The organism is Kocuria himachalensis (assembly GCF_054784195.1).
Genome location: NZ_BAAGPL010000024.1, coordinates 255,953 through 277,531 on the forward strand (window position 1 = coordinate 255,953; position 21,579 = coordinate 277,531).

Annotated in this window: 17 protein-coding genes and 2 pseudogenes; 9 read left to right on the forward strand and 10 right to left on the reverse strand. The window is 67.9% G+C overall.

From position 1 onward, the window contains the following. Positions 1-114: 114 nt before the first annotated feature. The 4 genes and pseudogenes from ACYVM4_RS17360 to ACYVM4_RS17375 all read left to right on the forward strand — a co-directional run bounded on the left by ACYVM4_RS17360 (position 115) and on the right by ACYVM4_RS17375 (position 4,881). The gene (locus tag ACYVM4_RS17360) at positions 115-597 is read left to right on the forward strand and encodes an ester cyclase (RefSeq protein ID WP_368820136.1); all 483 of its coding nucleotides are present in this window, start codon (positions 115-117) and stop codon (positions 595-597) included. A gap of 373 nt (positions 598-970) precedes the next feature. Next, positions 971-2,161: a low temperature requirement protein A gene (locus ACYVM4_RS17365; protein ID WP_460669333.1), complete on the forward strand. Its 1,191-nt coding sequence runs from the start codon at positions 971-973 to the stop codon at positions 2,159-2,161. A gap of 575 nt (positions 2,162-2,736) precedes the next feature. Further along, the gene (locus ACYVM4_RS17370) at positions 2,737-4,080 is read left to right on the forward strand and encodes a GntP family permease (protein WP_368820138.1); all 1,344 of its coding nucleotides are present in this window, start codon (positions 2,737-2,739) and stop codon (positions 4,078-4,080) included. 229 nt (positions 4,081-4,309) lie between these two features. Further along, positions 4,310-4,881 (forward strand): annotated as a pseudogene (locus ACYVM4_RS17375) (recombinase family protein). Positions 4,882-5,663: 782 nt separating this feature from the next. Here ACYVM4_RS17375 and ACYVM4_RS17380 read toward each other — a convergent pair. The 4 genes from ACYVM4_RS17380 to ACYVM4_RS17395 all read right to left on the reverse strand — a co-directional run bounded on the left by ACYVM4_RS17380 (position 5,664) and on the right by ACYVM4_RS17395 (position 9,387). Then, positions 5,664-6,086, reverse strand: coding sequence for a hypothetical protein (locus tag ACYVM4_RS17380; RefSeq protein ID WP_460669334.1), 423 nt, complete (start codon positions 6,084-6,086; stop codon positions 5,664-5,666). 180 nt (positions 6,087-6,266) lie between these two features. Then, positions 6,267-7,130, reverse strand: a complete 864-nt coding sequence (locus ACYVM4_RS17385) for a glycosyltransferase family 2 protein (RefSeq protein WP_460669335.1) — start codon at positions 7,128-7,130, stop codon at positions 6,267-6,269. Between the two features lie 47 nt (positions 7,131-7,177). After that, positions 7,178-7,654 (reverse strand): VOC family protein, encoded by a 477-nt coding sequence (locus ACYVM4_RS17390; protein WP_460669336.1) that lies wholly within the window; start codon positions 7,652-7,654, stop codon positions 7,178-7,180. A 413-nt stretch (positions 7,655-8,067) separates the two neighbouring features. Further along, the gene (locus ACYVM4_RS17395) at positions 8,068-9,387 is read right to left on the reverse strand and encodes an amidohydrolase family protein (RefSeq protein ID WP_460669337.1); all 1,320 of its coding nucleotides are present in this window, start codon (positions 9,385-9,387) and stop codon (positions 8,068-8,070) included. A 539-nt stretch (positions 9,388-9,926) separates the two neighbouring features. On the opposite strand from ACYVM4_RS17395, the gene ACYVM4_RS17400 reads away from it, so the two are divergent. The 4 genes from ACYVM4_RS17400 to ACYVM4_RS17415 all read left to right on the forward strand — a co-directional run bounded on the left by ACYVM4_RS17400 (position 9,927) and on the right by ACYVM4_RS17415 (position 13,109). Further along, positions 9,927-10,103 carry an alpha/beta-hydrolase N-terminal domain-containing protein gene (locus tag ACYVM4_RS17400; RefSeq protein WP_460669338.1) on the forward strand — a complete coding sequence of 59 codons (177 nt, stop codon included), beginning with the start codon at positions 9,927-9,929 and terminating at the stop codon, positions 10,101-10,103. Continuing rightward, positions 10,100-11,635, forward strand: a complete 1,536-nt coding sequence (locus ACYVM4_RS17405; RefSeq protein ID WP_460669339.1) for an alpha/beta-hydrolase family protein — start codon at positions 10,100-10,102, stop codon at positions 11,633-11,635. The genes ACYVM4_RS17400 and ACYVM4_RS17405 overlap by 4 nt, the downstream gene beginning before the upstream one ends. Before the next feature lie 371 nt (positions 11,636-12,006). Then, entirely contained in the window at positions 12,007-12,471 is a 465-nt protein-coding gene (locus ACYVM4_RS17410) for a MarR family winged helix-turn-helix transcriptional regulator (RefSeq protein ID WP_460669340.1), read from the forward strand. A gap of 71 nt (positions 12,472-12,542) precedes the next feature. Beyond that, complete coding sequence (locus tag ACYVM4_RS17415) at positions 12,543-13,109, forward strand: hypothetical protein (RefSeq protein ID WP_460669358.1); 567 nt, start codon at positions 12,543-12,545, stop codon at positions 13,107-13,109. A gap of 47 nt (positions 13,110-13,156) precedes the next feature. Here the strand turns inward: ACYVM4_RS17415 and ACYVM4_RS17420 are convergent, their stop codons facing one another. The 3 genes from ACYVM4_RS17420 to ACYVM4_RS17430 all read right to left on the reverse strand — a co-directional run bounded on the left by ACYVM4_RS17420 (position 13,157) and on the right by ACYVM4_RS17430 (position 15,977). Further along, a complete protein-coding gene (locus tag ACYVM4_RS17420; RefSeq protein WP_460669341.1) occupies positions 13,157-13,618 on the reverse strand; it encodes an ester cyclase in 462 nt (153 codons plus the stop codon). A gap of 282 nt (positions 13,619-13,900) precedes the next feature. Next, entirely contained in the window at positions 13,901-14,857 is a 957-nt protein-coding gene (locus ACYVM4_RS17425) for a helix-turn-helix transcriptional regulator (protein WP_368820147.1), read from the reverse strand. Positions 14,858-15,023: 166 nt separating this feature from the next. Then, positions 15,024-15,977 (reverse strand): helix-turn-helix transcriptional regulator, encoded by a 954-nt coding sequence (locus ACYVM4_RS17430; RefSeq protein WP_368820148.1) that lies wholly within the window; start codon positions 15,975-15,977, stop codon positions 15,024-15,026. Between the two features lie 206 nt (positions 15,978-16,183). On the opposite strand from ACYVM4_RS17430, the pseudogene ACYVM4_RS17435 reads away from it, so the two are divergent. Continuing rightward, positions 16,184-17,506, forward strand: a pseudogene (locus ACYVM4_RS17435) (IS256 family transposase). Positions 17,507-17,824: 318 nt separating this feature from the next. Here the strand turns inward: ACYVM4_RS17435 and ACYVM4_RS17440 are convergent. The 3 genes from ACYVM4_RS17440 to hisD all read right to left on the reverse strand — a co-directional run bounded on the left by ACYVM4_RS17440 (position 17,825) and on the right by hisD (position 21,573). Beyond that, a complete protein-coding gene (locus tag ACYVM4_RS17440; protein WP_368823424.1) occupies positions 17,825-18,571 on the reverse strand; it encodes an SDR family NAD(P)-dependent oxidoreductase in 747 nt (248 codons plus the stop codon). 204 nt (positions 18,572-18,775) lie between these two features. Next, complete coding sequence (locus tag ACYVM4_RS17445) at positions 18,776-20,107, reverse strand: MFS transporter (protein ID WP_368823425.1); 1,332 nt, start codon at positions 20,105-20,107, stop codon at positions 18,776-18,778. 119 nt (positions 20,108-20,226) lie between these two features. Then, the gene (gene hisD / locus ACYVM4_RS17450) at positions 20,227-21,573 is read right to left on the reverse strand and encodes a histidinol dehydrogenase (protein ID WP_460669342.1); all 1,347 of its coding nucleotides are present in this window, start codon (positions 21,571-21,573) and stop codon (positions 20,227-20,229) included. Positions 21,574-21,579: the final 6 nt, after the last annotated feature.

Here is a 21,579-nt window from a genome sequence, read left to right on the forward strand (position 1 = left end):
TCACGGTGTGGAGACGATCCCGGCCGAGTCCTTGGAGTCGCCCGCGTCGGCTGCCTACCGTCGAAGCACGGCCCCGCATCCGGGCTGGGGCCCATCGAAAGGGATGCACCGATCGTGGACGCCATCGACCCGAATGCTTCCGAAGGACCCACCGAGTCCGACACCGTCGCCCTGCAGACCTTCCATCAGCAGATGACCGCCTTGGCCGCCGGCGAGCTGGACACCTACATGGGTTTCTACCGCGAGGACGTCATCGCAAGGGACCCGCAGTACCTCGACCCGCTCCAGGGCCCGGCGGCCGTGAGGGAAGACCTGGACGGGCTGTTCACCGCCTACCCCGACGGACGCTTCGAGATCCACCGTGTCCTCGGGCAAGGTGACGTGGTCGCCGCGGAGCTGGTGTTCACCGGATCGAACACCGGTCCGCTGGTCCTGCCCGACGGCACGACGGTCCCCCCTACCGGCCGACCGGTGCGGTTTCCCCTCAGCGTGTTCAATCGGATGGACGCCGACGGGCAGATTCTCGAGGAGAACCGCTACTACGACCTGGCCTCGATCATCCAGCAGCTCGAGGTTGACGGAACGACGGAGTGGTGATGCTGGTGCTGGAGGTCCTGTCCAGGCCGATCTCCCGCCGTCGGTGACCGGGACGGCGCCCTGCAGCAGGGGCACCCCATGACGCCTGCTCAGGTGTACGACCTTGCCGGGATTGAATGCGGCGACCACTTCCATGGCTCAGGCAATGCTGCTGTCCGACATGCCGATCGTCTCTCAAGCCACGGGATGCTAGGCACATCGGTACCGAGGCATTTCACCTCCGGACGTGTCCTGTTGCGATCCGGGGCGCACTGCGCAGGCCGTGACCAATCCGTGGCGGGCCGCACCGCTGTGCTCGGTGGTCGGCATGGGGATTGGTCCGTGTACATGTGCTGGGCGGGGCCTGGTGGACTCTAGTCTCTGATGCATGCCTATGCTGCGAAAAATCGTGCCGGCGGCCCGCGTCTCGGACGAGTCCCACCGTGTCACCACCTTCGAGTTGTTCTTCGACCTGGTCTTCGTGTTCGCCTTCACCCAGGTGACCGGGTTCATGGCCCATGAGCACTCCTTTCACGGCGTGCTGCAGGGCATGATCATCCTCGGGCTGCTGTGGTGGTCGTGGGTGTCCTTCTCATGGTTGGCCAACCAGACGCACGTGGATGAAGGACTCATGCGGTTCGGTCTGTCCGCCGTGATGGTGGCCGTCTTCATGGCCGCCCTGGCGATCCCGGAGGCTTTCGAGGATTTCGACGGCGGACTCGACGGCCCGCTGGTGCTGGCCCTGTCCTACGTCGTCGTCCGCATTCTGCATGTGGCGCTCTACGCCCACGCCGCCGGAGACGACCAACCCCTCCGGCGCCAGGTGGCCAAGTTGACGGCCGCGATGGTGCTGGGGTCGACGCTGATCATCACAGGAGCGGTGATCACCGGCCCCGCGCAGACCTGGTTCTGGTTGGCCGGGCTGATCGTCGACTGCGGGCTCACCTTCCTCACCTCCCGGCGAGGTGACTGGCGGGTGCACTCAGCGGCGCACTGGACCGAGCGGTACGGACTGATCATCATCCTCGCTCTGGGGGAGTCCATCGTCGCCATCGGCGTGGGTGCCTCCCGGGAGCCGGTCAGCGTTCCCATTCTCCTGGGCGCCGCAGCCGGCATCATCCTGTCCCTGGGCCTGTGGTGGCTCTACTTCGACGTCACCGCGATCGCCGCGGAGCACCGCTTCGCCGCACTGCGGGGACCGGCTCGCGCCTCCGCCGCCGTGGAGGCCTACACCTATCTGCACCTGCCCCTGGTGGCCGGCATCGTGCTGTCAGCACTGGGGGTGGAAGACGTCCTGGCCCACGTGCAGGACACGGAGGGCTTCGGCGTCCTGGGTGCCGCTGCCCTCTTCGGCGGGACAGCGCTGTACCTGCTGGGCAACACGGCCTTCTGGCGCCGTGTGGGCGGTGAGTGGAAGACGTGGCGCCTCGGTGCCGCCACGCTGCTGCTCGTGCTCATACCGGTTGCGGCCCACCTCGCGCCGCTGGCCGCTCTTGCACTGATCGCCGTCGTCATCTCCGCCCTCGTCGCCGGCGAGAGCCTGCACGATGCGAAGAGCAGGACCGCGATCCGGACCTCCCACTGACCTGCACATCAGCCGACGAACAGAGCGATTCCCATCCGCCGGGCGGAGGAAGAAGACGCTCACCAGGCGAAGCCCGATGCCCTGAAAGTCTTTGTCCTTCCGTCGCCGATGCACGAGCTCCGCGCCCCGGATCAGGTGGTCGGCACGGCCGTGGCCACTGCTCCGCTGGTCACCTGTGGTGATGGGCGCTCAACGATAGGTTTACTTGCAAGCCATGGGATGCGACACGTCTCGTCGACGCGTTTTGGTTCTGGTGTTGCCTACCTTTCCATCGGTACGGAATGGGGAGCTTCGGAGCTCGTTCTGATGCAGGGTTGAGGTCCCCCTCCGGCGTTTCCTTGCGGTCCGAGTGGAACTGTCTGAGGGAGCCCTGGGGGCCCGTCACACCGGCGAGTCCACTGGATGGGACCCGGTGACTGTTTCCGTAGAAGCACCTGGTGTGTTCGGATGGATCCCACCGGCGAGCACGGCGTGGACGGCGGCACGGCAGATCCTGATCAGTGGTGGAGTACAGGAGGCGGTGCGGGGACGGCACCCGATGATCTCGCCACCTCTCCTATCGGCAGGAGCACGCCATGATCGTCCTTCACACCGCGATCGCCATCGTCCTGATCATCGTGCTCATCATCAAGGTCAAGGTCGACCCGGTGATCTCCCTGATCCTCGGCTCGCTCTACCTCGGTATCGCCACCGGTGTTGGCTTCACGGCCACGATCGTGGCGATCGCCACCGGGTTCGGGGAGATCATGGCCGAGGTCGGTCTGCTCATCGGCTTCGGGGTGCTCATCGGGGCGCTGCTCCACGCGATGGGGGCCTTCCGGAAGATGGTGACGCTGCTCGTCAACGGTGTCGGTGCGCGCCGGCTGCCGTATGCGCTCACGGCGGCGATGGCCACGATCTTCCCCTCGATCTACGTGGACGTCCAAGTCGTGCTGGCCTCACCGGTGGCGCGCTCGACCGCGCCCTTCATCGGCCGCACCGGCCTGCCGCACATGGCCGGAGCACTCGGAACAGGCATCTTCGCCGGCTACGTCTTCGTGATCCCAGGGCTCGCGGCGATCTCCATCGCGGGTCTGCTGGAGATCCCGCTGGGCACCTGGTTGCTCTACGGGCTGGTGCTCGGGCCCGTGACTGCGCTGGTGACGACGCTGATCTTCCGGCAGCTGCTGCGCACCCGCTACTGGAACCCGGCCAGGGACGAGTGGGTCGATGAGGCCATGGTGGAGCTGGAGACCACCGAGCTGGTCCACGATGACACCGGCACGCCGTCGCTGGCGGTGAGTCTGCTGCCGATCCTCGTGCCGCTGGTGCTGATCGCCTTCGGGGCCTTCGCCGAGCTGCTGGGGTTCTCCAACGACGTCATCGCGTTCCTCGGCGACGCCGTCTTCGCGCTCTTCGTCGGCTTGCTGGGGGCCTATGTGCTCGCCCGGCGCACCCTGGGCTCGGAGGACACGGAGCGGGCCATGGGTGAGGGCTTCCATACCACCGGGGCGATCCTGCTCATCACCGGCATCGGTGGGTCCCTGGGTGCGGTGATCGGGGAGACCGGGCTCGACGAGACCCTGGCCGGGCTTTTCTCCGCCGACGCGGCCGCACCGGTCATCCTCAGCATTCTGCTCGCCTGGGTCATCGCCGCGGTGCTGCACCTGGCGATCGGCTCGGTGTCGGTGGCGGCGATCGCGGCCGCGGGGATCATCGGTCCGGTGCTCGGATCGATCGACGTGGCCCCGATCGTCATCGGGCTGGCCATCGCCTCGGGGGCGATGTTCGCCCTGCAGGTCAACAGCAACTTCTTCTGGATGTACAAGTCGTTGCTCGGGCTCTCTACCCAGGGCACCTTCAAGACCCTGACCATGGTCACTTCCATCGCCTCGGTGATCTCCCTGCCGATGGTCATGGCGGTAGCACTCATCGCATAGGAACAGGGGGCACACGGAGCGGGACTGGTGCCCGCCAGCGTCTCTGAAGCCAGGGGATGCGAGACGTCTCGTCGAGCTTGGAGTGGCCGTCCCACTTCCTTGGTAGGGGGACGATCGGCGCCGAGGCCTCTCCTCGAGGACTATGGATTGAGAACGGGGTCCCAAAAGCTAGGCCCATAACAAGGTTCCATTTAGTCCGTACGGAACCGACTTTCGGTATGCATCTCTCATGGAACTGGGCTACGCGGGGGTCTCGACGGCGAAACTGGACCTTGACCGGCAGATCGATGCCCTCCGGCAGGTCGGCATCGCCCCGGAGCGAATCTATGTGGACAAGAAGTCCGGGGCCACCACCGACCGCCCCGGACTGACCGGGCCCTGGCCTACGCCGGCCAGGGCGATGTGATCGTGGTGCACACCCTGGACCGGCTCGAACGCACCGTGCGCGACACCCTGAACCTGATCCACGACCTGGCCGAACGGGGTGTGGGGGTGCGCAACCTGGCGGACCCGATCAAGGTCGACTCCACCAGCCCGAACGACCCGATGGCTCAGCTGGCGTTGGTGCTGCTGGCACTGTTCGGGCAGATGGAACGCACTTACACCCTCGAACGCGCCGCCCATGCCCGGGCGGTGGCCACCGCCAAGGGCCGGCGCATCGGGCGGTCCTCGGTGGTGGACCCGGACAAGCTGGCCTACGCGGCGCACCTACGCGAGTCCGGGCAGACCATGGCCGGGATCGTGGCCAAGACTGGCATCACCCGCACCACCCTCTACCGCCCCGGCCGACTGAGCCGTTGACCGTTGGGCCGGTCACCACCGCCGATCCTGACCCTGGTCCGGCAGGCTGACTCCTCACCACCCCGGCTGTCAGGGCTCAGCCGGAAGGGCACCCTCAGCTAGCGGGGCTCTGCCCATGGTCCTGGGCGTGGGCGGCGATGATCCCCTCCGCACCGGCGTCGGTTCTCCCGACGTCCCTCTTGAGCTTCTGCCATAGCTGCTCGAGCGCCTCGGGCAACCATTGAGCACCGCGCTGGACTGCCGATACTGCGGCGGCGCTCCGCAGGACCACCGGATGGGAGAGCTGGTGGGCCAGAGGCAGGGCCCGGTCCTGCTCCCGGAAGGCTCGACGACGATGGTTGCCCTGGGATCAACGTCACCCACAAGGGCGTAGCCCGGCAACTGGGGGTGGGGAGGTGACTCGTCAGTCGGGGGGCTGGGCTGCGAGTCGTCTTCTTGGGGGTGGATCCGCCTGCCGTCGCTGTGGGATCGTGGATAGGTGTGACAGGGGCGGGGTGGCCCCCCGGCCACCCCGCCCCATACTGCTTCGTCGCGGACCGTGATCTGGCTTGCACCGTGGATCCCCCCGGAACCACAGTGCGCCCGGTCGACGCGGCCGAAGCTGGAGGATGGTCTGCTGCAAATCCCCTGTCCCCCTGATAAGCCAGGATGCGCGCTCCCGCACTGTGCTGCAATCTTGGGGGTGTGTTCGCGTTCACAACCTGAAACAACAATGTGCGGTTGTGAATAAGAGTGGTCGGGGGCGGGCAGGCGCGGCGGGAAGGGGTGGCCCGTGCGCCGGGTCAGCCGCCGATGCTCGAGGTCTCGTCCTCGAGATCGTCGAGCACCCACTCCGAGAGCTGTCCGGCCGGGACGACGAACGTGTCCTCGCGCAGCAGCTGTGCCTCCTGGTCCGAGAAAGGTCCCTCGGTGGCCTCGGTGTCGTGGACGGCCCGTGCTGTTGCGTAGCCGGCGGCCAGCTGGGTGGCCCAACTTCGGTGGCCGGCGTAGCAGGGGTGACCGGGATCGGAGCTGCACGCCTCCAGCCACCGTGCCGGCTCCCGCAGGGCGGACGTAGCAGGCATCAGGTGCTGGTGCAGATCCCAGGTGACCTCGGCCCAGCGGCCCGCGGGGGTGACCACCATGGGGTAGTAGGTGGCGACCCACTGGGTGGGAGAGGCCAGGTGCAGCTCGACGGCCAGGGTTCCAGGGGCAGAGGTCGTCATGTGTTGTTCCTGTTCGCAGGTGAGGGATGGTCTTGCGGCGCCGACTTGAGGCAGGGCCGCGCCAGCAGGCCGGGGGTCCCCGCAGTGATTAACCAGGGTAGGTGCGGATCCGATAATTCTGGAAGCAGGCTGAGCAATGTGACATGGAGCCGTGTTCCAAGCCAAGGAACACAAAACGTTCTAGCTGCGAGACGTTCGCTCACCGCAGTCGCGTCGATGGACAAGAGAGGGCCAGCGCAATGGTCTGAGGAGTTTCAGGAACCAGTACAGACAGTGGAGGACGGTGGCTGCTGTGGCGGGGACGGGACTGGCGATCTGGTGGGCGCTGTAGGTGCGTTGGTAGCGGCCGACGTAGGAGCGGAACTGGGTGGGGGAGTCGTCCATACGCCGGGCCGAGACCCCGGTGATCATGGTCGGGCGGTAGGCGATCGTCAGCCCGTGCTCGCGAAGGTGCAGGGACAGATCGATGTCCTCGTGCATCCGGTCGCCCTCGTCCCGGCAGATCGTGGGGCGGATCTGCTCCCAGGCAGTGCGGCGGATGGCCATGTTGGAGCCGTAGAGGAAGGGGTGGCGGTCGGCTACGCGCTTCATCATCAGATGCCGGCCCGCGTTATCCAAGGCGAGGCCGAGTCGAGGCAGTGGCAGGTCGTAGTAAAGCACCGGGCCGGTGACGGCAGCCAGGTTCGGGTCCGTGAACGCGCGTTGGACCTGCTCGATCCAGTCCGGGGCGAGCACGGAGTCCGCGTCAATGCGGCCCAGCACCTCGGCCTCGGCGGCGTCAAGGCCGGCGTTGCGGGTGGGGACCAGCCCTTGCTCCGCGTTCTGCTCGACAAGCAGGAGAGGCGCGTGCGGGTGCTCGGCCTGCGCTCGGCTCACCACGGCGCGGGTGCCGTCCGTAGAGGCATTGTCCACGACGATGATCTGCTCGGCGGGCACCGTCTGGTCCAGCACTGCTTGGAGGCAGCGGGAGAGGACCGATTCTTCGTTGAAGGCCGGGATCACCACCCCGACCCCGGGGCCACCGATGGGTTGAGGTGGGGGCATGCCCTTATGGGAGGGGCCGTCAGGCGCCGACCGTGCTGGCCCACGGCTCACGAGGCGTCGGCTGCGGCTTCCAGGTCGGCGATCACGAGTTTGCGCATCGGCATCATCGCGGCCATCACCCGCTGCGCCCGGCCCAGGTCAGGATCAGCAAGCAGCTCGACGAGCCGGCGGGGCACCACCTGCCAGGACAGCCCGTACTTGTCCTTGAGCCACCCGCACATGCTCTCCTGCCCGCCGTCGGCGGTGAGAGCCTCCCAGTACCGGTCCACCTCCGCCTGATCGGTGCAGTCGATCTGGAACGACACCGCCTCGCTGAAGCGGAACTCGGGCCCGCCGTTGAGGGCGGTGAACGGATGGCCGTCGAGCTCGAACTCCACTGTCAGCACCATCTCCGCCGGCCGCGGCCCGGCCTCACCGTAGTAGGTGGTGTCGGTGATCCGGGAGTTGGGGAACACCGTGAGGTAGAAGTTCGCGGCGTCCTGGGCTTCGGTGTCGAACCACAGGCAGGGCGTGAGAGTCGTCATGGTGGGATTGTCTGCTTCCACGCCCGGCCGGGGGAAGGTGTAGGGCAGACATGACGAGGCATTGTGCAGGAGAACTTCAGAAGGACCCGGCGCAACACACCAGGAGGACGGCATTAGCCGCACCGGCGGTCCGCGTCATCAGGGGCCGGGCCACCAGAAGATGGGCGACAAAACCCGTGCGTCGTATGGCTAGGGTTGTGAGGCGCTTCGGTTGCGAGACAGCTGTCCAGATGTGGGCTTTGGATCTGCACCTGGCCGAGGGCGCGGACCCGGCCCGAGCACTGGAATTGCTGCTTGAGGGCCACGTCCTCATCGCCGTGCACGACTGGCCGGTGGAGCAGGCCACGTGAACGGATAACTGGGCTTCCCCGGTGTGACGGGTCGGCCCAGGGTGGTCGGCGTCCGGGGGGGGCTCAGAGGGTGTCGAGCTGGGCGTCAATGGTGGGGATTCTGGTGATCTCCGGCTCGGTGATGCGCTCTCCGCGCACCACTACCATCTGCGGGGCGGCTAGGTGGCGGAACGACTCGAGAGGGTTGGCCCCGAGCATGACCAGGTCCGCGGTTTTGCCGGGCTCGATCGAGCCGGTGACGGTGTCCAGGCCAAGAATCGTGGCGTTGACCTGTGTTGCCGCGTGGAGGAGTGTGGCCGCGTCCACTCCTGCGTAGCGCTGGAGCAGGTCGAGCTCGCGCCAGAAATTGGCGTGGGTGACGTAGCTGATAGCGGAGTCGTTGCCCACGCCTATGGTGATCCCGTGCTCGATCGCCGAGCGGATGCCGGAGAGCATCTCGGTCAGCACGAGCTCCGCGTTGGCGCGGATGACGTCGTCGGCGCCCGTCACCGCCGGGTCGAGCTTGACCAGGGGCAGGCACACCTGCAGCGTCGGGATGAGTGACGAGGTGCCGCGCAACGAGGCAGGGTTGTTCTTGAACAGGTCCACGATCTCGTCGTTCATGCTGCTGCCGTGCTCGATGGTGTCGGCTCCGGCCCGCAACGCCGCCCGGAGGCCTTCGGGGCTCTGGGCGTGGGCGGCGACGAGCACGCCGGCGTTGTGCGCCTCTTCGCAGATCGCGCGCATCGACGCTTCCGGCATTTCGGGTTTGCCGGCGTACCCGATCTTGGTGGCGTCGGTGACCCCGCCGGTGGCCGAGATCTTGATGGTGTTCGCACCGTGGCGGATGTTGGTGCGGGTGTTCGCGCGCGCCTGCTGCGGGTCATCGCAGATCAAGGCGATCTGAGGTGCGCCGTGGCCGCCGGTGATCGCCATCAGCGGACCCGACGGGAGGATCCTCGGTCCGAGGTACTCCGCCCGTTCGATCGCATCACGGGTAGCGATGACCTCGTAGGCCACGTCCCCGACAGTGCGCAGTGTCGTCACCCCGGTGTGCAGCTGGGTGATCGCGTTGTCCTTCGCACGCTTGCGCAAGAGCATGCGACCTGCCTGGGTGTGCATGAACCAGGTGAGGGATCGGGCCGCCCGCGGGTGGGTGTAGATCCTCGGCAGGGGCTTGCCGTCGGCGAACAGATGGGCGTGGGCGTTGATCAGGCCCGGTGTCAGGTACTTGCCGGTCCCGTCGATGCGCAGACTGCCCGGCGGAATCTCAGCCTGGGCCGATGGGCCGGCGTAGTCGATGAGGCCTGCTGCGTTGACACCCACTGTCCAGTTCTCATGGACGGTGCCGATGGCATCGCCTGTCACAACCGTGATACCGGTCAGGACGAAGGGAATGCTCATGTGCTGATCCCTAACCTCTGCGCGTGCTCAGTCTGCGACGCGCACGCGGGGGTTCCCCGTGGACCCTGCCCTTCAGTATTCCGGAATCGGTGGGGTACTCGGTGTGGTGCGCGCAACGGAGACCGAATTGGTCGTGTGCAGCCTGGGCCTCGATGCACGGTGAGGCTGCTTCCCGCACCGTCCCCAGTGCCGGTTCGAGTCGAGCGGTGGCACGCACCGAGGAGGAACCCTGTGGACCACCATCGCAGACACCCTGCCGCTGGTGCCTTGTTCCTCAAACTCTCAAAGCCGATACACGAAGCGGCGACGTAGGCGGCGGTGCGGCGGTGCGGTGGCGGTGCCAGGTCCGGTCCCGGTTCCTGCGCCCGCACGAGGCGAGTATCAACCCTGCGGCTGATCTCGACGGTGGCCCACGCTCGGGGGGATCGAGCTGACCGGCTTCCCAGCCTGGGGGCCCGAGCGGACCTATGATCCTCGCGCTACCCACCTCCTCGTTTGCGGTCGCCCTCGGTCCGCAGCTGTGGGACTACGCTCCTGTCATGGAGACTGCTCCGCGAGCCGTTCCCGCTCTCGCCCCGGCGGTGGGCATCGTGCTGGGACTGGTCCTCTCCGCGGCGGCCGTCACACCCTCTCTCCTGCCTCGTCCCGCCGTCTTCCAGGGCTTCCTGGCTGGGGTGGGCTTCACGCTCGGGTACGGGCGGGGACTCTGGCGGTGAGGTTGCTGGTCCACGTTGCAGCCCGCCGCCGCGCCGAGATGGAGTCGCTGGCCGTCCCGGCGTCCCGCCGGGTGGCTGCGCTGGGATGGGTCGCGGCAGTCCTCCTTGCGATCCTGGGTACGGCGGGCTTGTCCACATTGGTCATCGAGTGGCAGAACGAGGTCCGCGCCAACGTGGACATGCCCCCTCGGTCCGGCGCCGAGCTCGTTCCGTTTCTCGCCGTCTGGGCGCTGACCTCCGCGGTGGGCCTGGCACTGGTGCGCAGTCTCGGCTCGGCGGCCCGGCGCTTCCACATCATCGCCCGCCGGCGCGGCGCGGGCCCGGCCGGGGCGGCGGCCGTCTCCCTGCTCGGCGCCGGAGCCCTCCTGCTGCTGCTCTGCGGCCTCGTGGTGGGCGCGGCGGTCGCGGTGGTGAACCGCAGCTTCGCCGCACGGGATGCGACAACTCCCGAAGGCGTCGTCGAGCCGGGCTCCCGGTGGCGCTCTGCCGGGCCGGATTCCCTGGTGCGCTGGGAGACCCTCGGCATGCAGGGTCGTGCCTTCATCGGCGGCGGGCCCGTCCCGGCGCGGATCGAGGAGGTGGCCGGTCGGCCTGCCCGGGCGCCCGTGCGCGCCTACGTGGGTCTGGACCAGGCGCCGTCGGTCGAGGAGCGGGCCGCCCTGGCCGTGGAAGAGCTACATCGCACCGGCGGCTTCGACCGCGAGGTCCTGGTGGTGGCCACGCCCACCGGCTCGGGCTGGCTGGAGCGCCAGGCCGTGGACGCCGTGGAGTACCTCAACGCCGGGGACACCGCGATCGTGGCGACCCAGTACTCCTATCGACCCAGCTGGTACTCCTTCCTCTTCGACCCCGATCTGGCCCGCGACTCGAGCCGGGCCCTGTTCGACGCCGTCCACACCGAGTGGGAGCGGCTGCCGGCCGGCGACCGCCCCCAGCTGGTGGTGTACGGACTGAGTCTTGGGGCTTCCGGGATGCAGTCCGTGTTCGAGGGCATCCCGGACATGGCCGCCCGCACGGATGGGGCGGTGTTCACCGGTCCACCGAACAACGCCCAACCCTGGCGCAGCCTGCAACAGGACCGGGACCCGGGAAGCCCGGTGTGGCGTCCGGTCCTGGACCAGGGCCGGACCGTGCGCTGGCTCTCCAATCCCGGAGACTTCGAAGCCGTACCGGGGCCGTGGGAACGGCCCCGGATCGCCTACCTCCAGCACGCCACGGACCCGATCACGTGGCTGGACCCGGCGGTGATCTGGCAACGGCCCGAATGGCTGGCCGGATCACAGGCGCAGGGCGGACGTGCCGCCGATGTCAGCGACTCCATGGTATGGATCCCGGGACTGACCTACCTCCAGCTGGCCGTGGACATGGTCCTGGGCGAGGCCGTGCCCGCCGGCCACGGCCACAACTACGGCGACGTCGCCGTGGACGCATGGGCAGGAGTGCTCCCCGAGCATGGGCTCGACTCCAGCGCCGTGGATCGGCTCCGTGACGTCATCGCGGCCTACCCTTTCGAGGACGCCGGTCAAGTGTGACGTGCCATGATGCTCGCTCACCTGCACGGTGCCAGCCGCAGGCCCACGCAACATTGGCGAGAGTCTCGGGCTGCTGTGCTCAGGCGCGGTGGGGTACACCCCAACGCGACGTCTGGTTGAGTGACGCCCGCGCGTTGCAATAGAGTCCAGCCGTCATGCCTGCCATACAAGGGCGCTCCGGTTTAGACCTGGGGCAGCGAGAGGGCGTATCGCAACCCATTGGATGCGATGCGTCTCGTGAACAGGGCTCCCGATTCCCATTTCCGGAGGGGGTGGATGTGGGGTGCGCTCCCCGCAGGGGTGTTGATGGTCCGCTCACCCACCCGTGCTTCCCGTGATGAAGTCGTGTAAATGTGAAGTAGGGTAACGGTATGACGAATGCCACCCGGATCCTGGACCAGCTCCTCGAGGTCAGCGTTGTGCTGCAGCAGGACATGTCTCGTGCCTTCGAGGGCACGGGATTGACCACGGCGCGCACTCATCTGTTGTGGGAGCTGCACCGGATGGGGCCGTCCACCCAGCAGGCCCTGGCAGGGGTGTTGCAGGTCAGTGCCCGCAATGTCTCGGGTCTGGTGGATGCCCTGGAAGGGGCTGGTTATGTGCAGCGCCAGCCGCATCCGGGGGATCGGCGGGCATTTTTGGTCACGCTCACCGACCGAGGGGAACAAGCCATGGCGACGATGGAGGCCGAGCACCAGGAGCTGGCCCGGCAGCTGGTGACCGGGCTGGGCCCCGAGCGGGCGGGTGCCCTGGAGGGAGGGCTCGCGCACGTGCTGCAACGACTGCACGGGTTGGTGGCCGAGGCTTCTGCAGGCGGATCGGAGGTCGGGCAATGAGTGCGACCACGGCGGAGGCTCAGCAGTCTTGGTGGCACCGAGCGGTCCATCTGGGGCGGCGGGCCGTGCAGATGGAGATCGCCGCCTGGCGCAGCATCTACCGCTTCCTTCTGCGCCGGCCCCGGGTCCCAGACGGTGCGGTCGGGTTCACCTACCACCAGCCGGTGCTGCCCCTGCTGATCGGCTTCCTGGTCGCTTCGGCGATCGAGCTGGTGGCCGTGGATTTGCTGGTGAAGCAGTGGCCGCTGGTGCGCATCCCGTTGCTGGTGGTGGGCGTCTGGGGGCTGCTGTGGATGCTCGGTTTGCTTCTCGGGTACCTCACCCGCCCGCATGCGGTAGGGCCGGCGGGCATCCGGGTGCGAGAAGGGGCCGAGATTGACATCTCGTTCCCTTGGGATGCGGTGGAGTCCGTGGCGCGGGTGGATCAGGTGAGTGAGGTGAGCGGGCCCGCCAAGATGGCCGATACCGCGGACGGCCGGGTTCTGTCCTTGTGGGTGCAGCAGGCCACCAACCTCGAAGTCGTGCTGGCCTGCCCGTTGCGGGTCCGGTTGCCGCAAGGAGTGGAGACGGTGGATGTGCTGCGGTTCCACGCCGATGAGGCCAAGGACTTCATGTCCTCGGTGCGCCAGCACATCTGAATCCTGCGTCCCGGGTACGGCCGGCGCCCGGGAGGCAGCTCGCAGCTTCAGTTTTTTGTGTTGCCGCCGGTGGGGGAGTCCTCGACGGAGGGGCCGGTGATCTGGTGCATCAGGGTCGCAATGTCCGAGGCGATCCACTCCTCGGCCAGGCGCCCGTCGGTCACCCGGTACAGCTCGATGCTGTCGTAGTGGACCTCCCGTCCGGTGGGGGCTATCCCCTGGAACTCACCGCGGTGGGTTCCGCGGAACGTCAGCCGTACCGCGACACGGTCCTCCTGGCCGAAGATGTCGAGAATCTCGGCGTGGAGATCGGGGAAAGCCCCGAGCATCATTTCCACATTGGCCTGCCATGCCTGCCGTCCGTGCTGCTGGTAGGCCATCCCGGCCAGATTGATGATGAAGTCCTCAGTCAGCAGCTCGGCGCAGGCCTGCACGTCGTGTGCGTTGAGGAGCCCGAAGGCGGAACGAATAAGGTCGGTGCTGCGGCGGGAATCGATGTCGGGTGTCACGGGAAGTCCTCCTCGAGTCGTGCGCTGATGACTGCACCGGAGTCAGCCCAAAACCCGCCCCCCTCGTAACCGCCTGCAGCTTCGAACCAAGAGCACGGTACCGGGACAATGATACTCCAAATCAGTGAGCATACTTCATAATGAAGTAACTTCACTAGGTGGCGATGCACGACTAAATGGCGTCTTTCAACCTATGGGTTATGAGTCGCTTTGGTGATAAGACTCGACCATGGTTGATGGTGTGGCCTGCCTGCTGGCTCGAAGGTCTATGGGCAGACGCGTCTAGTGTCGCAGGGTGTGGGAGGGGTTGACGCCGTAGGCCTGGCGGTGGCGGCGGGCGAAGTCGCCGGGATGGGCGAAACCCCAGCGGGCGGCGATCGCGCTCACCGTGGCCCCCAATCCGGGGTCTGCGGCCCGCAGCTCGGTGTGGGCGGCGGCCAGGCGCAACCCTCGCAGGTAGGCCCCGGGGGTGATGCTGATGTGGGCGCGGAAGGCTCGGGTGAGCTCGATGGTGGACACCCCGGCGTGGCGGGCTACGTCCTCGAGGGTGATCGGCAGCGACAAGGTGGCGTGGATGAACTCCACCGCGCGCGTGTAGGCCGCTTGCCGGGCCGCCACGGAGGCCCGGCGCGCCCGTGGATCTCCGGTCAGGGGGAAGGTCTCCAGGGTGGCAACCGCCATTCGGCGCAGCAGGTCAGCCCGTAGCAGGGGGATCTCGGCGGTGGCGGGATCGGTGAGGGCCTCGTGGACGAATCGGTAGGTGGCTTGCCAGTAGGTGGCAGTGGCGGCCGAGACCGGGTGGGGCGTGGCGAAGCCGATGGTCAGGTGCTCGTCGCCGTAGACGGTGCGGGCGAGGTCCTCCAGTGCGGGCAGGCCGAGATTGGCTGAGTCCACGTGCAGGTGCTCGGACTCACCGTAGTAGTGCTGCCCGGGCTGGAGCAGGAACAGGTGGTGGCCCCTTCCCCTGTGGTCGTCGATCTCCCAGCGGACAGATCCCCCGGTCGGGGCGATCACCGAGAAGGCCTGCTCCTGGACCAAGTGCCCGGCGACGGTGCCGTGGAAGTGCATCTGGCCCAGGGCCAGGTCCGCGTCCCCGTGGATGTCCTGGCTGTAGCGGAACGTGGCCGGGTCGGTCACCCGGCCCATGCGGGCCCGGGCGTAGACCTGCTGCAACGCCTCGTTGCCCACTTCGGGATCGGTGGTGGAAAAATGCAGGCGGATCGGCGCCGGTCGGCTCACGGACCCTCCCTCCTGCCGCGGAGGAACCGGTGTGGGGCCTCCGCAGTCTCCCACCGGCAGGATCGGCTCCTTATGGCGGACGTCATGGCCTCCAGGTTATCCAGTGGCGCCCGCCCGGCCCAGGCCGGGGAGGGCAGTGGCATCGGTGGGCGTGTCCGGGAACCGGTCAGCTGCGCAGGGTGGTGGCAGGGTCCTGCCCGTAACGGTGGCGATAGGCGGCGGCGAAGCGTCCTCGATGGGGGAGCCGCCACCGGGCAGCGATGGCCGCCACGGTTGCCCCGGTCGTGGGGTCGCCGGCCTGCAGGTCCCGGTGGGCGGCTTCCAGGCGGACACCGTGCAGGTAGGCCATCGGGGTGGTGTCCAGCTCACGGCGGAAGGCTGCTTGCAGACCCCGGGGGCTCAACCGGGAGGCGGCGGCGATCTGGGCCACCGTGAGGTGTTCCTCCAGGTGGGCCTCGATGAATGCCACGGCTCGCTGGGTGGTCCCCGAAGGCGGTGGGAGGCGATCGGTGGTGGGGGGTGTCAAGAAGGTGCTGGGGAAGGTGTGCAGCAGGGCGGTGGTCAGGGACCGGACCGCCTCGGCGCGCAACAAGGGATTGCTCATCACCTGGTCGTTGGGCTGGAGGCCGCGGTGCAGATGGGTCACCGCACTGAGCCAGTACCTCGCCATGACCGCCGAGACCGGGCGGGTGCCGGTGAATCTCAGGCGGAACGCCTCCGCGCCCAGTAGCTGGCGGGCGTGGTCCTCCACGGCGGTGGCATCCAGGCCGACGGTGAGCAGGTCCAGGTCCTGCCAGTGACCGGGCGGCAGGTCCGGGGTGAACAGGAACGGGCCCTGTCGTGGGAACCGGCCCCGGATCCCGGTGGTGCCTCCGGTGCCGTTGAGTACTTGTCCGACCCGTACCACGCGGGGGTCGTGCTGGGTCTCGAGGACCGCCGAACCGCCCAGGCGTAGCCGTCCGTACCGCACGGACCCCTCACCGGTCCCGGAGAGTGCCAAGTAGAACGGCCCGTCCGTATCCGCCGGTGTGGCCCGTAGTCCGAAGGCTTCCTGGAACACGGCCAGGCCCGCCGTCGCATCGCCGGAGGTGAACACCGCCGGCGGCCTTTGAACCGCCATGCCAGCCAGGGTACAGGGCCGCCTCGGCCACGGTACGGTCTCCGGGCTGCTTCGAACCCGACCGTCGACACAGTGCTGCTACAGGGAGTCCTTTGCCGGAGCCGTGGACCGGTAGATCGCAGAGCCCAGGCTTCGGAGACGCGCCGGGACTATCGCAGTAACGGTGTAAGAGGTCCAGTCACCCCGAGTGGGGTCGGAGGGGCGACATGCGCGAGAAGATCGAGACACTGGTGGACGTGAGCCCACCGACACCCTGTGAGGAGCCGGAAGAGAGCCCGCAGCTGAGCGCTGCCGAACAAGACACCGTCCGGGAACTGGTCCGCGCCGCCCGGGCCAGCGGGGCGGCGTTGACCGGCCCGGGCGGGCTGGGCGAAGCAGCTGACCAAGATGGTCGTCGAGGCCGCCTTGGACGAGGAGATGAACGAGCACCTCGGCTACGAACACGGCGAGCCAGAGGGCCGCAACCGGGGTAACTCGCGCAACGAGAAGCGGGCCAAGACGGTCTCCACCGACAACGCCGGCCCCGTGCAGATCGAGGTGCCCCGCGACCGCGAGGCGTCCTTCGAGCCGTTGATCGTGCGCAAGCGCCAGCGGCGCCTGACGGACCTGGACCAAGTCATGCTGTCCCTGTCGGCCAAGGGTCTGACCACCGGGGAGATCAGCGCGCATCTGGGCGAGGTCTACGGTGCGGAGGTCTCCAAGGACACCGTCACCCGCATCACTGACCGCGTGATCGAGGAGATGCAGGCGTGGTGGGCCCGGCCGCTGGAGCAGGTCAACGCGGCGATCTTCATCGACGCGATCATGGTGAAAGTCAGGGACGGGCAGGTCCGCAACCGGCCCGTCTACGCCGCGATCGGGGTGGACCTGGCCAGGCACAAGGACATCCTCGGGATGTGGGTCGGGGACGGCGACGGGGAGTCGGCGAGGTTCTGGTACGCCGTGCTCAACGACCTGAAGTCCCGCGGGGTCAAGGACGTCTTCTCCGTGGTCTGCGACGGGCTGAAAGGCCTGCCCGACAGCGTCAACGCGGTCTTTTCGGCCGCGATCGTCCAAACCTGCATCATCCACCTGATCCGCGGGACGTTCCGCTACGCCTCAAGGAAGTACTGGGACGAGCTCGCCAAGGACCTCAAGCCCGTCTACACCGCCCCGACCGCGGCCGCCGCCGAGTCAGCCCTGGAGGAAGTGGAGGACAAGTGGGGCGCCCGGTACCCAGCGATCAGCCGACTCTGGCGCGGGGCGTGGACGGAGTTCGTGCCGTTCGAAGGACTGCGACGTGGAGATCCGCCGGGTGATCTGTTCGACGAATGCGATCGAGTCGCTCAACGCCCGGTTCCGGAGGGCCGTACGGGCCCGGGGGCACTTCCCGAACGAGCAGTCCGCGATGAAGACCCTGTGCCTGGTCGTGTGATCCCTGGACCCGAAGGGCACCGGGCAGACACGATGGGTCACACGGTGGAAGCCGGCGCTGAACGCCTTCGCTCTTCACCTTCGCCGACCGCATGCCGGCGGCGGAGAACCACTAACCATGGAAACGCCTCTTACACCGTTAGAGCGACAGTCCCTCCTGCAACGCAGGGGATTTGAGACAGTTTAGTTGTGAGACAGGCGGTGGTCTTACTGGGAGGTGATCGGTGCGGTGCGGTTCTGCTCGGAACGCGGTGCTGCCTGCCCGGGGTGCGCCTGGCGCTGTCGGGCTGCTCTCTTTGCGGCCGTCGCGATGAGGGCATTGGGCTATGTCGCTTCTGGCTCGCGTGAGCAGAGGGTTCTGATGCGGGAGGCTTGGGTGAGCCTGCAACGTTCCGGGGGCGCCATGACGTTGGTGGCTGGGGCCCGTGGGGGATCTAGCGGATGGTGTAGCCGCCGTCGATGGCCAGGGTCTGGCCGGTGATGAGGGAGGCGGCGTCGCTGAGCAGGAAGGCGACGGCGCCGGCGACGTCCTCTGGCTCGCCGAACCGGCCGGCGGGGATGCGGCTGAGCAGCTCTTCCGCCCAGTCCGGGCGGTCGAGGGTGGAGGCGGTGAGTTCGGTGCGCACGAAGGTGGGGGCGACGGCGTTGACGCGGATGCCCTGCCGGGCCCATTCCAGGGCCAGGAGCTTGGTGAGGTGGATGAGGCCGGCCTTGCTGGTGCCGTAGGCGGCGCGTTCCTCGATCGCCACGAGCCCGGCTTGGGAGGCGACGTTGACGACTGCTCCGCCGCGGTGGTGGGAGAGCCAGTTTCGGGCCACGGCGGTGGTGAGGAAGAAGCTGCCCTTCAGGTTGGCGTCCATGATGGCATCCCAATCCTGGACCGTGACCTCCACGGCCGGGCGTGGGATGTTGATGCCGGCATTGTTGACCAGCAGGTCGATCCCGCCGGTTTCCTCCAGGGTGTCGACGAACTCGGGGAAGGAGTCGATGTCGGTGATATCCAGGGTCAGTGGTGCGGTGCCGTAGCGGTCGGCGATCGCCCGGGCGGTGGCGGGATCGCGGCTGGTGCCGTGGACCACGGCTCCGAGCCCGGCGAGGGTGTCGGCGATGGCCCGGCCCAGTCCGCGGCCGGCGCCGGTCACCAGTGCCCGGTGGCCGTCGAGACGGTAGCCGGCCGTCATCGCCGCTCACCTCGGCTCCGGTGCCATCGGCCGAGGGCGGATGAGCTGGGAGGTGTGCCTGGGATCATGAGAGCCAACCTATCCGGAGGTGAATTGCTGTGGAACAGGGGTGGGCGCGGAGCCCCCGGGGTGCCGTCGGACCTTCTGGTCTATGCCCGTCCGTTCCCGGGTGCTCCACGCCCATGGGATTCCCGCGTTGTCCGGTCAGCGGGCTGCCGCCGGCTGTCCGATGGCGGCGAGGTCGATGTCCTTGGTCTCCTTGGCGAAGGAGATCGAGAGCATCGCGATGGCGGTCGTGGCGATGATGATCAGCACCACCACGTCCGTGCCCCCGGTCCACAGCACGATGGCTCCGGCCAGGGCAGGCATGAAGCCGGCCAGCAGGATGGAGGCCATCTGGTAGCCCACGGAGATCCCGGAGTAGCGCACCGCGGTGGGGAACAACTCGCAGTACATCGCCGGCAGCGGGGCGTAGACCAGGGCGTGGCCCAGGGCCAGGAACAGGGCCACCCCGAGGATGATCGCCCACTGCTGGCCGGTCTGGATCAGGGCGAAGATCGGCCAGGCAGTGACGATGATCGCGGCCCCGCCCAGGAAGAAGGTCTTCTTGCGCCCGATGATGTCCGAGAGCCGGCCGAAGACCGGGATCATCACGATGTTCAGCGCCGAACCGATCATCACGGCCACCAGCCCGTACTGGCGCGGGACCTCCAGGGTGGTGGTGACGTAGGAGAGGACGAAGACGGTGAACAGGTAGTAGTTGCCGGCCTCGGCGAAGCGGCCGAAGATCGCGATCAGCAGCGGCTTGCGGTGGTGCTTGAACAGGACCTTGAGCGGGGCCTTGCTCGTTTCGCCGGCCTCGGCCATGCGGACCTGCTCGGCGAGGAACTCCGGGGACTCCGCGGCATTGAGCCGGATGTATAGCCCCACCGCCGCCAGCACGACGGCCAGCAGGAACGGCACCCGCCAGCCCCAGGTCTCGAAGGCGTCCCCGGAGATCGCCGCGGAGGCGGTCACGGCGGCGGTGCCCAGCAGCAGCCCGCAGGAGACCCCGATCTGGGGCCAGGAGCCGTAGAACCCGCGCCGGCCCTTCGGGGCGTTCTCCACGGCGATTATCGCCGCCCCGCCCCACTCCCCGCCCACGGCGAAGCCCTGGGCCAGACGCAGCACGCACAGCAGGATCGGGGCCCAGATGCCCACCTGCTCGTAGGTGGGCAGCAGGCCGATGAGCACGGTGGCGACGGTCATGATGGCGAAGGTCAGGATCAGGGTGGCCTTGCGACCGATCCGGTCCCCGAGGTGGCCGGCGACGAAGGCGCCGATCGGGCGGGCGATGAACCCGACGCCGAAGGTGGCCAGGGCGGCGATCTGGCCGATGCCCGGGGCCATGGCGGGGAAGAAGAGCGGGCCGAAGACCAGGGCGGCGGCGGTGGCGTAGACGGTGTACTCGTACCACTCGACGATGGCGCCGATGGTGCCCGAGTACAGGGTGCGGCGGCGCACCTGCTCGGGGGTCATGGTGGCGGTGATGGCCATGGAAGGCTCCGTTCCGGGAGACGGTGGTCGCGGGGCGACGGTCAGGGGTGGTGCTGGGGCTGCTCGTTCCACGGCTCGTTGCCGAGTCGTGGAACAAGCAGCAGGAGGTGTGCGGGGAATCAGGCGCCGAAGGAGTGATCGGACCAGGGGAGGGTGTCCCCGCGGTACTTTGCCGCACGGACGTCCCCGGAGCGGGCGTGACCCTCGAAGCGCTCCACGCGGGAGGCGCGCCCGCACAGCTCGCCGAAGAAGGCGCTGGAGTCCTTGTCGGTGACTTCCTGATAGGTGACGGTCTTGAGGTACTTGCCCACCCACAGACCACCGGTGTAGCGGGCCGCACCCCGGGTCGGCAGCACATGGTTGGTGCCGATGACCTTGTCGCCGTAGGACACGCAGGTGCCCTCCCCCAGGAAGAGCGCACCGTAGTCGCGCATCTTCTCCAGGGCCTCCCGCGGGTTCTCCGTGAGGATCTGCACGTGCTCGTAGGCGTAGTCGTCGGCCAGGGCGTAGGCGTCGTCCAGAGTCCTCACGATGTGCACCGCGCCCCAATCCCGCCAGGCCGGCTCGGCGAAGTCCTTCGTGGGCATGTCGACCAGCAGCACGTCGATGTGCTCGATGACCTTCCGGCCCAGCTCCTCGCTGGTGGTGATCAGCACCGCCGGGGTGTCCGGGCCGTGCTCGGCCTGGGAGAGCAGGTCCACGGCCACGATGAAGGGGTCGGCGTGCTCATCGGCCACGATCAACACCTCGGTGGGCCCGGCGAACAGGTCGATGCCGACCTCCCCGAACAGCTGGCGTTTGGCCTCGGCCACGAACGCGTTGCCCGGCCCGGCCAGCATGTTCACCGGCTGGATGGTCTCGGTACCCACGGCCATGGCAGCGACGGCCTGGATGCCGCCCAGCAGGTAGATCTCGTCCGCCCCGGCCAGGTGCATCGCCGCGATCGTCGCATCGGGCATCTCCCCCTTGATCAGCGGCGTGCAGGCGGCCACCCGCTGCACCCCGGCGACCTTGGCGGTGATGATGGTCATGTGGGCACTGGCCAGCAGTGGGTACTTGCCCCCGGGGATGTAGGCGCCGGCGGCCTGGATCGGCACGTTCTTCTGCCCCAGGTGCACCCCGGGTCGGGTCTCGATCTCGAAGTCGGACAGCGACTCGAGCTGCTTGGACGCCATGTGCCGGACCTGCTCCTGCACGAAGGTGATGTCGTCGATCACCTGCTGCGGCACCCTGTCCATGATCTCGGCCAGCTGCTCGTCGGTGAGCAGGAAGGACTCGGGGCCGTAGTTGTCGAACTTCTGCGAGTACTCCCGCACTGCCGCGTCACCGCGGTCCCGGATGTCATCGATGACGCCCTCCACGATGGCCCGGACCTCAGGGGTGCTGCCGCGGCCGGTGTCGCTCTTCCCCGGGCTCTTGAGCATCGTGGAGGCGACGGACGAGGTGATGGTCGTTTCTGCGGACATGGCGTG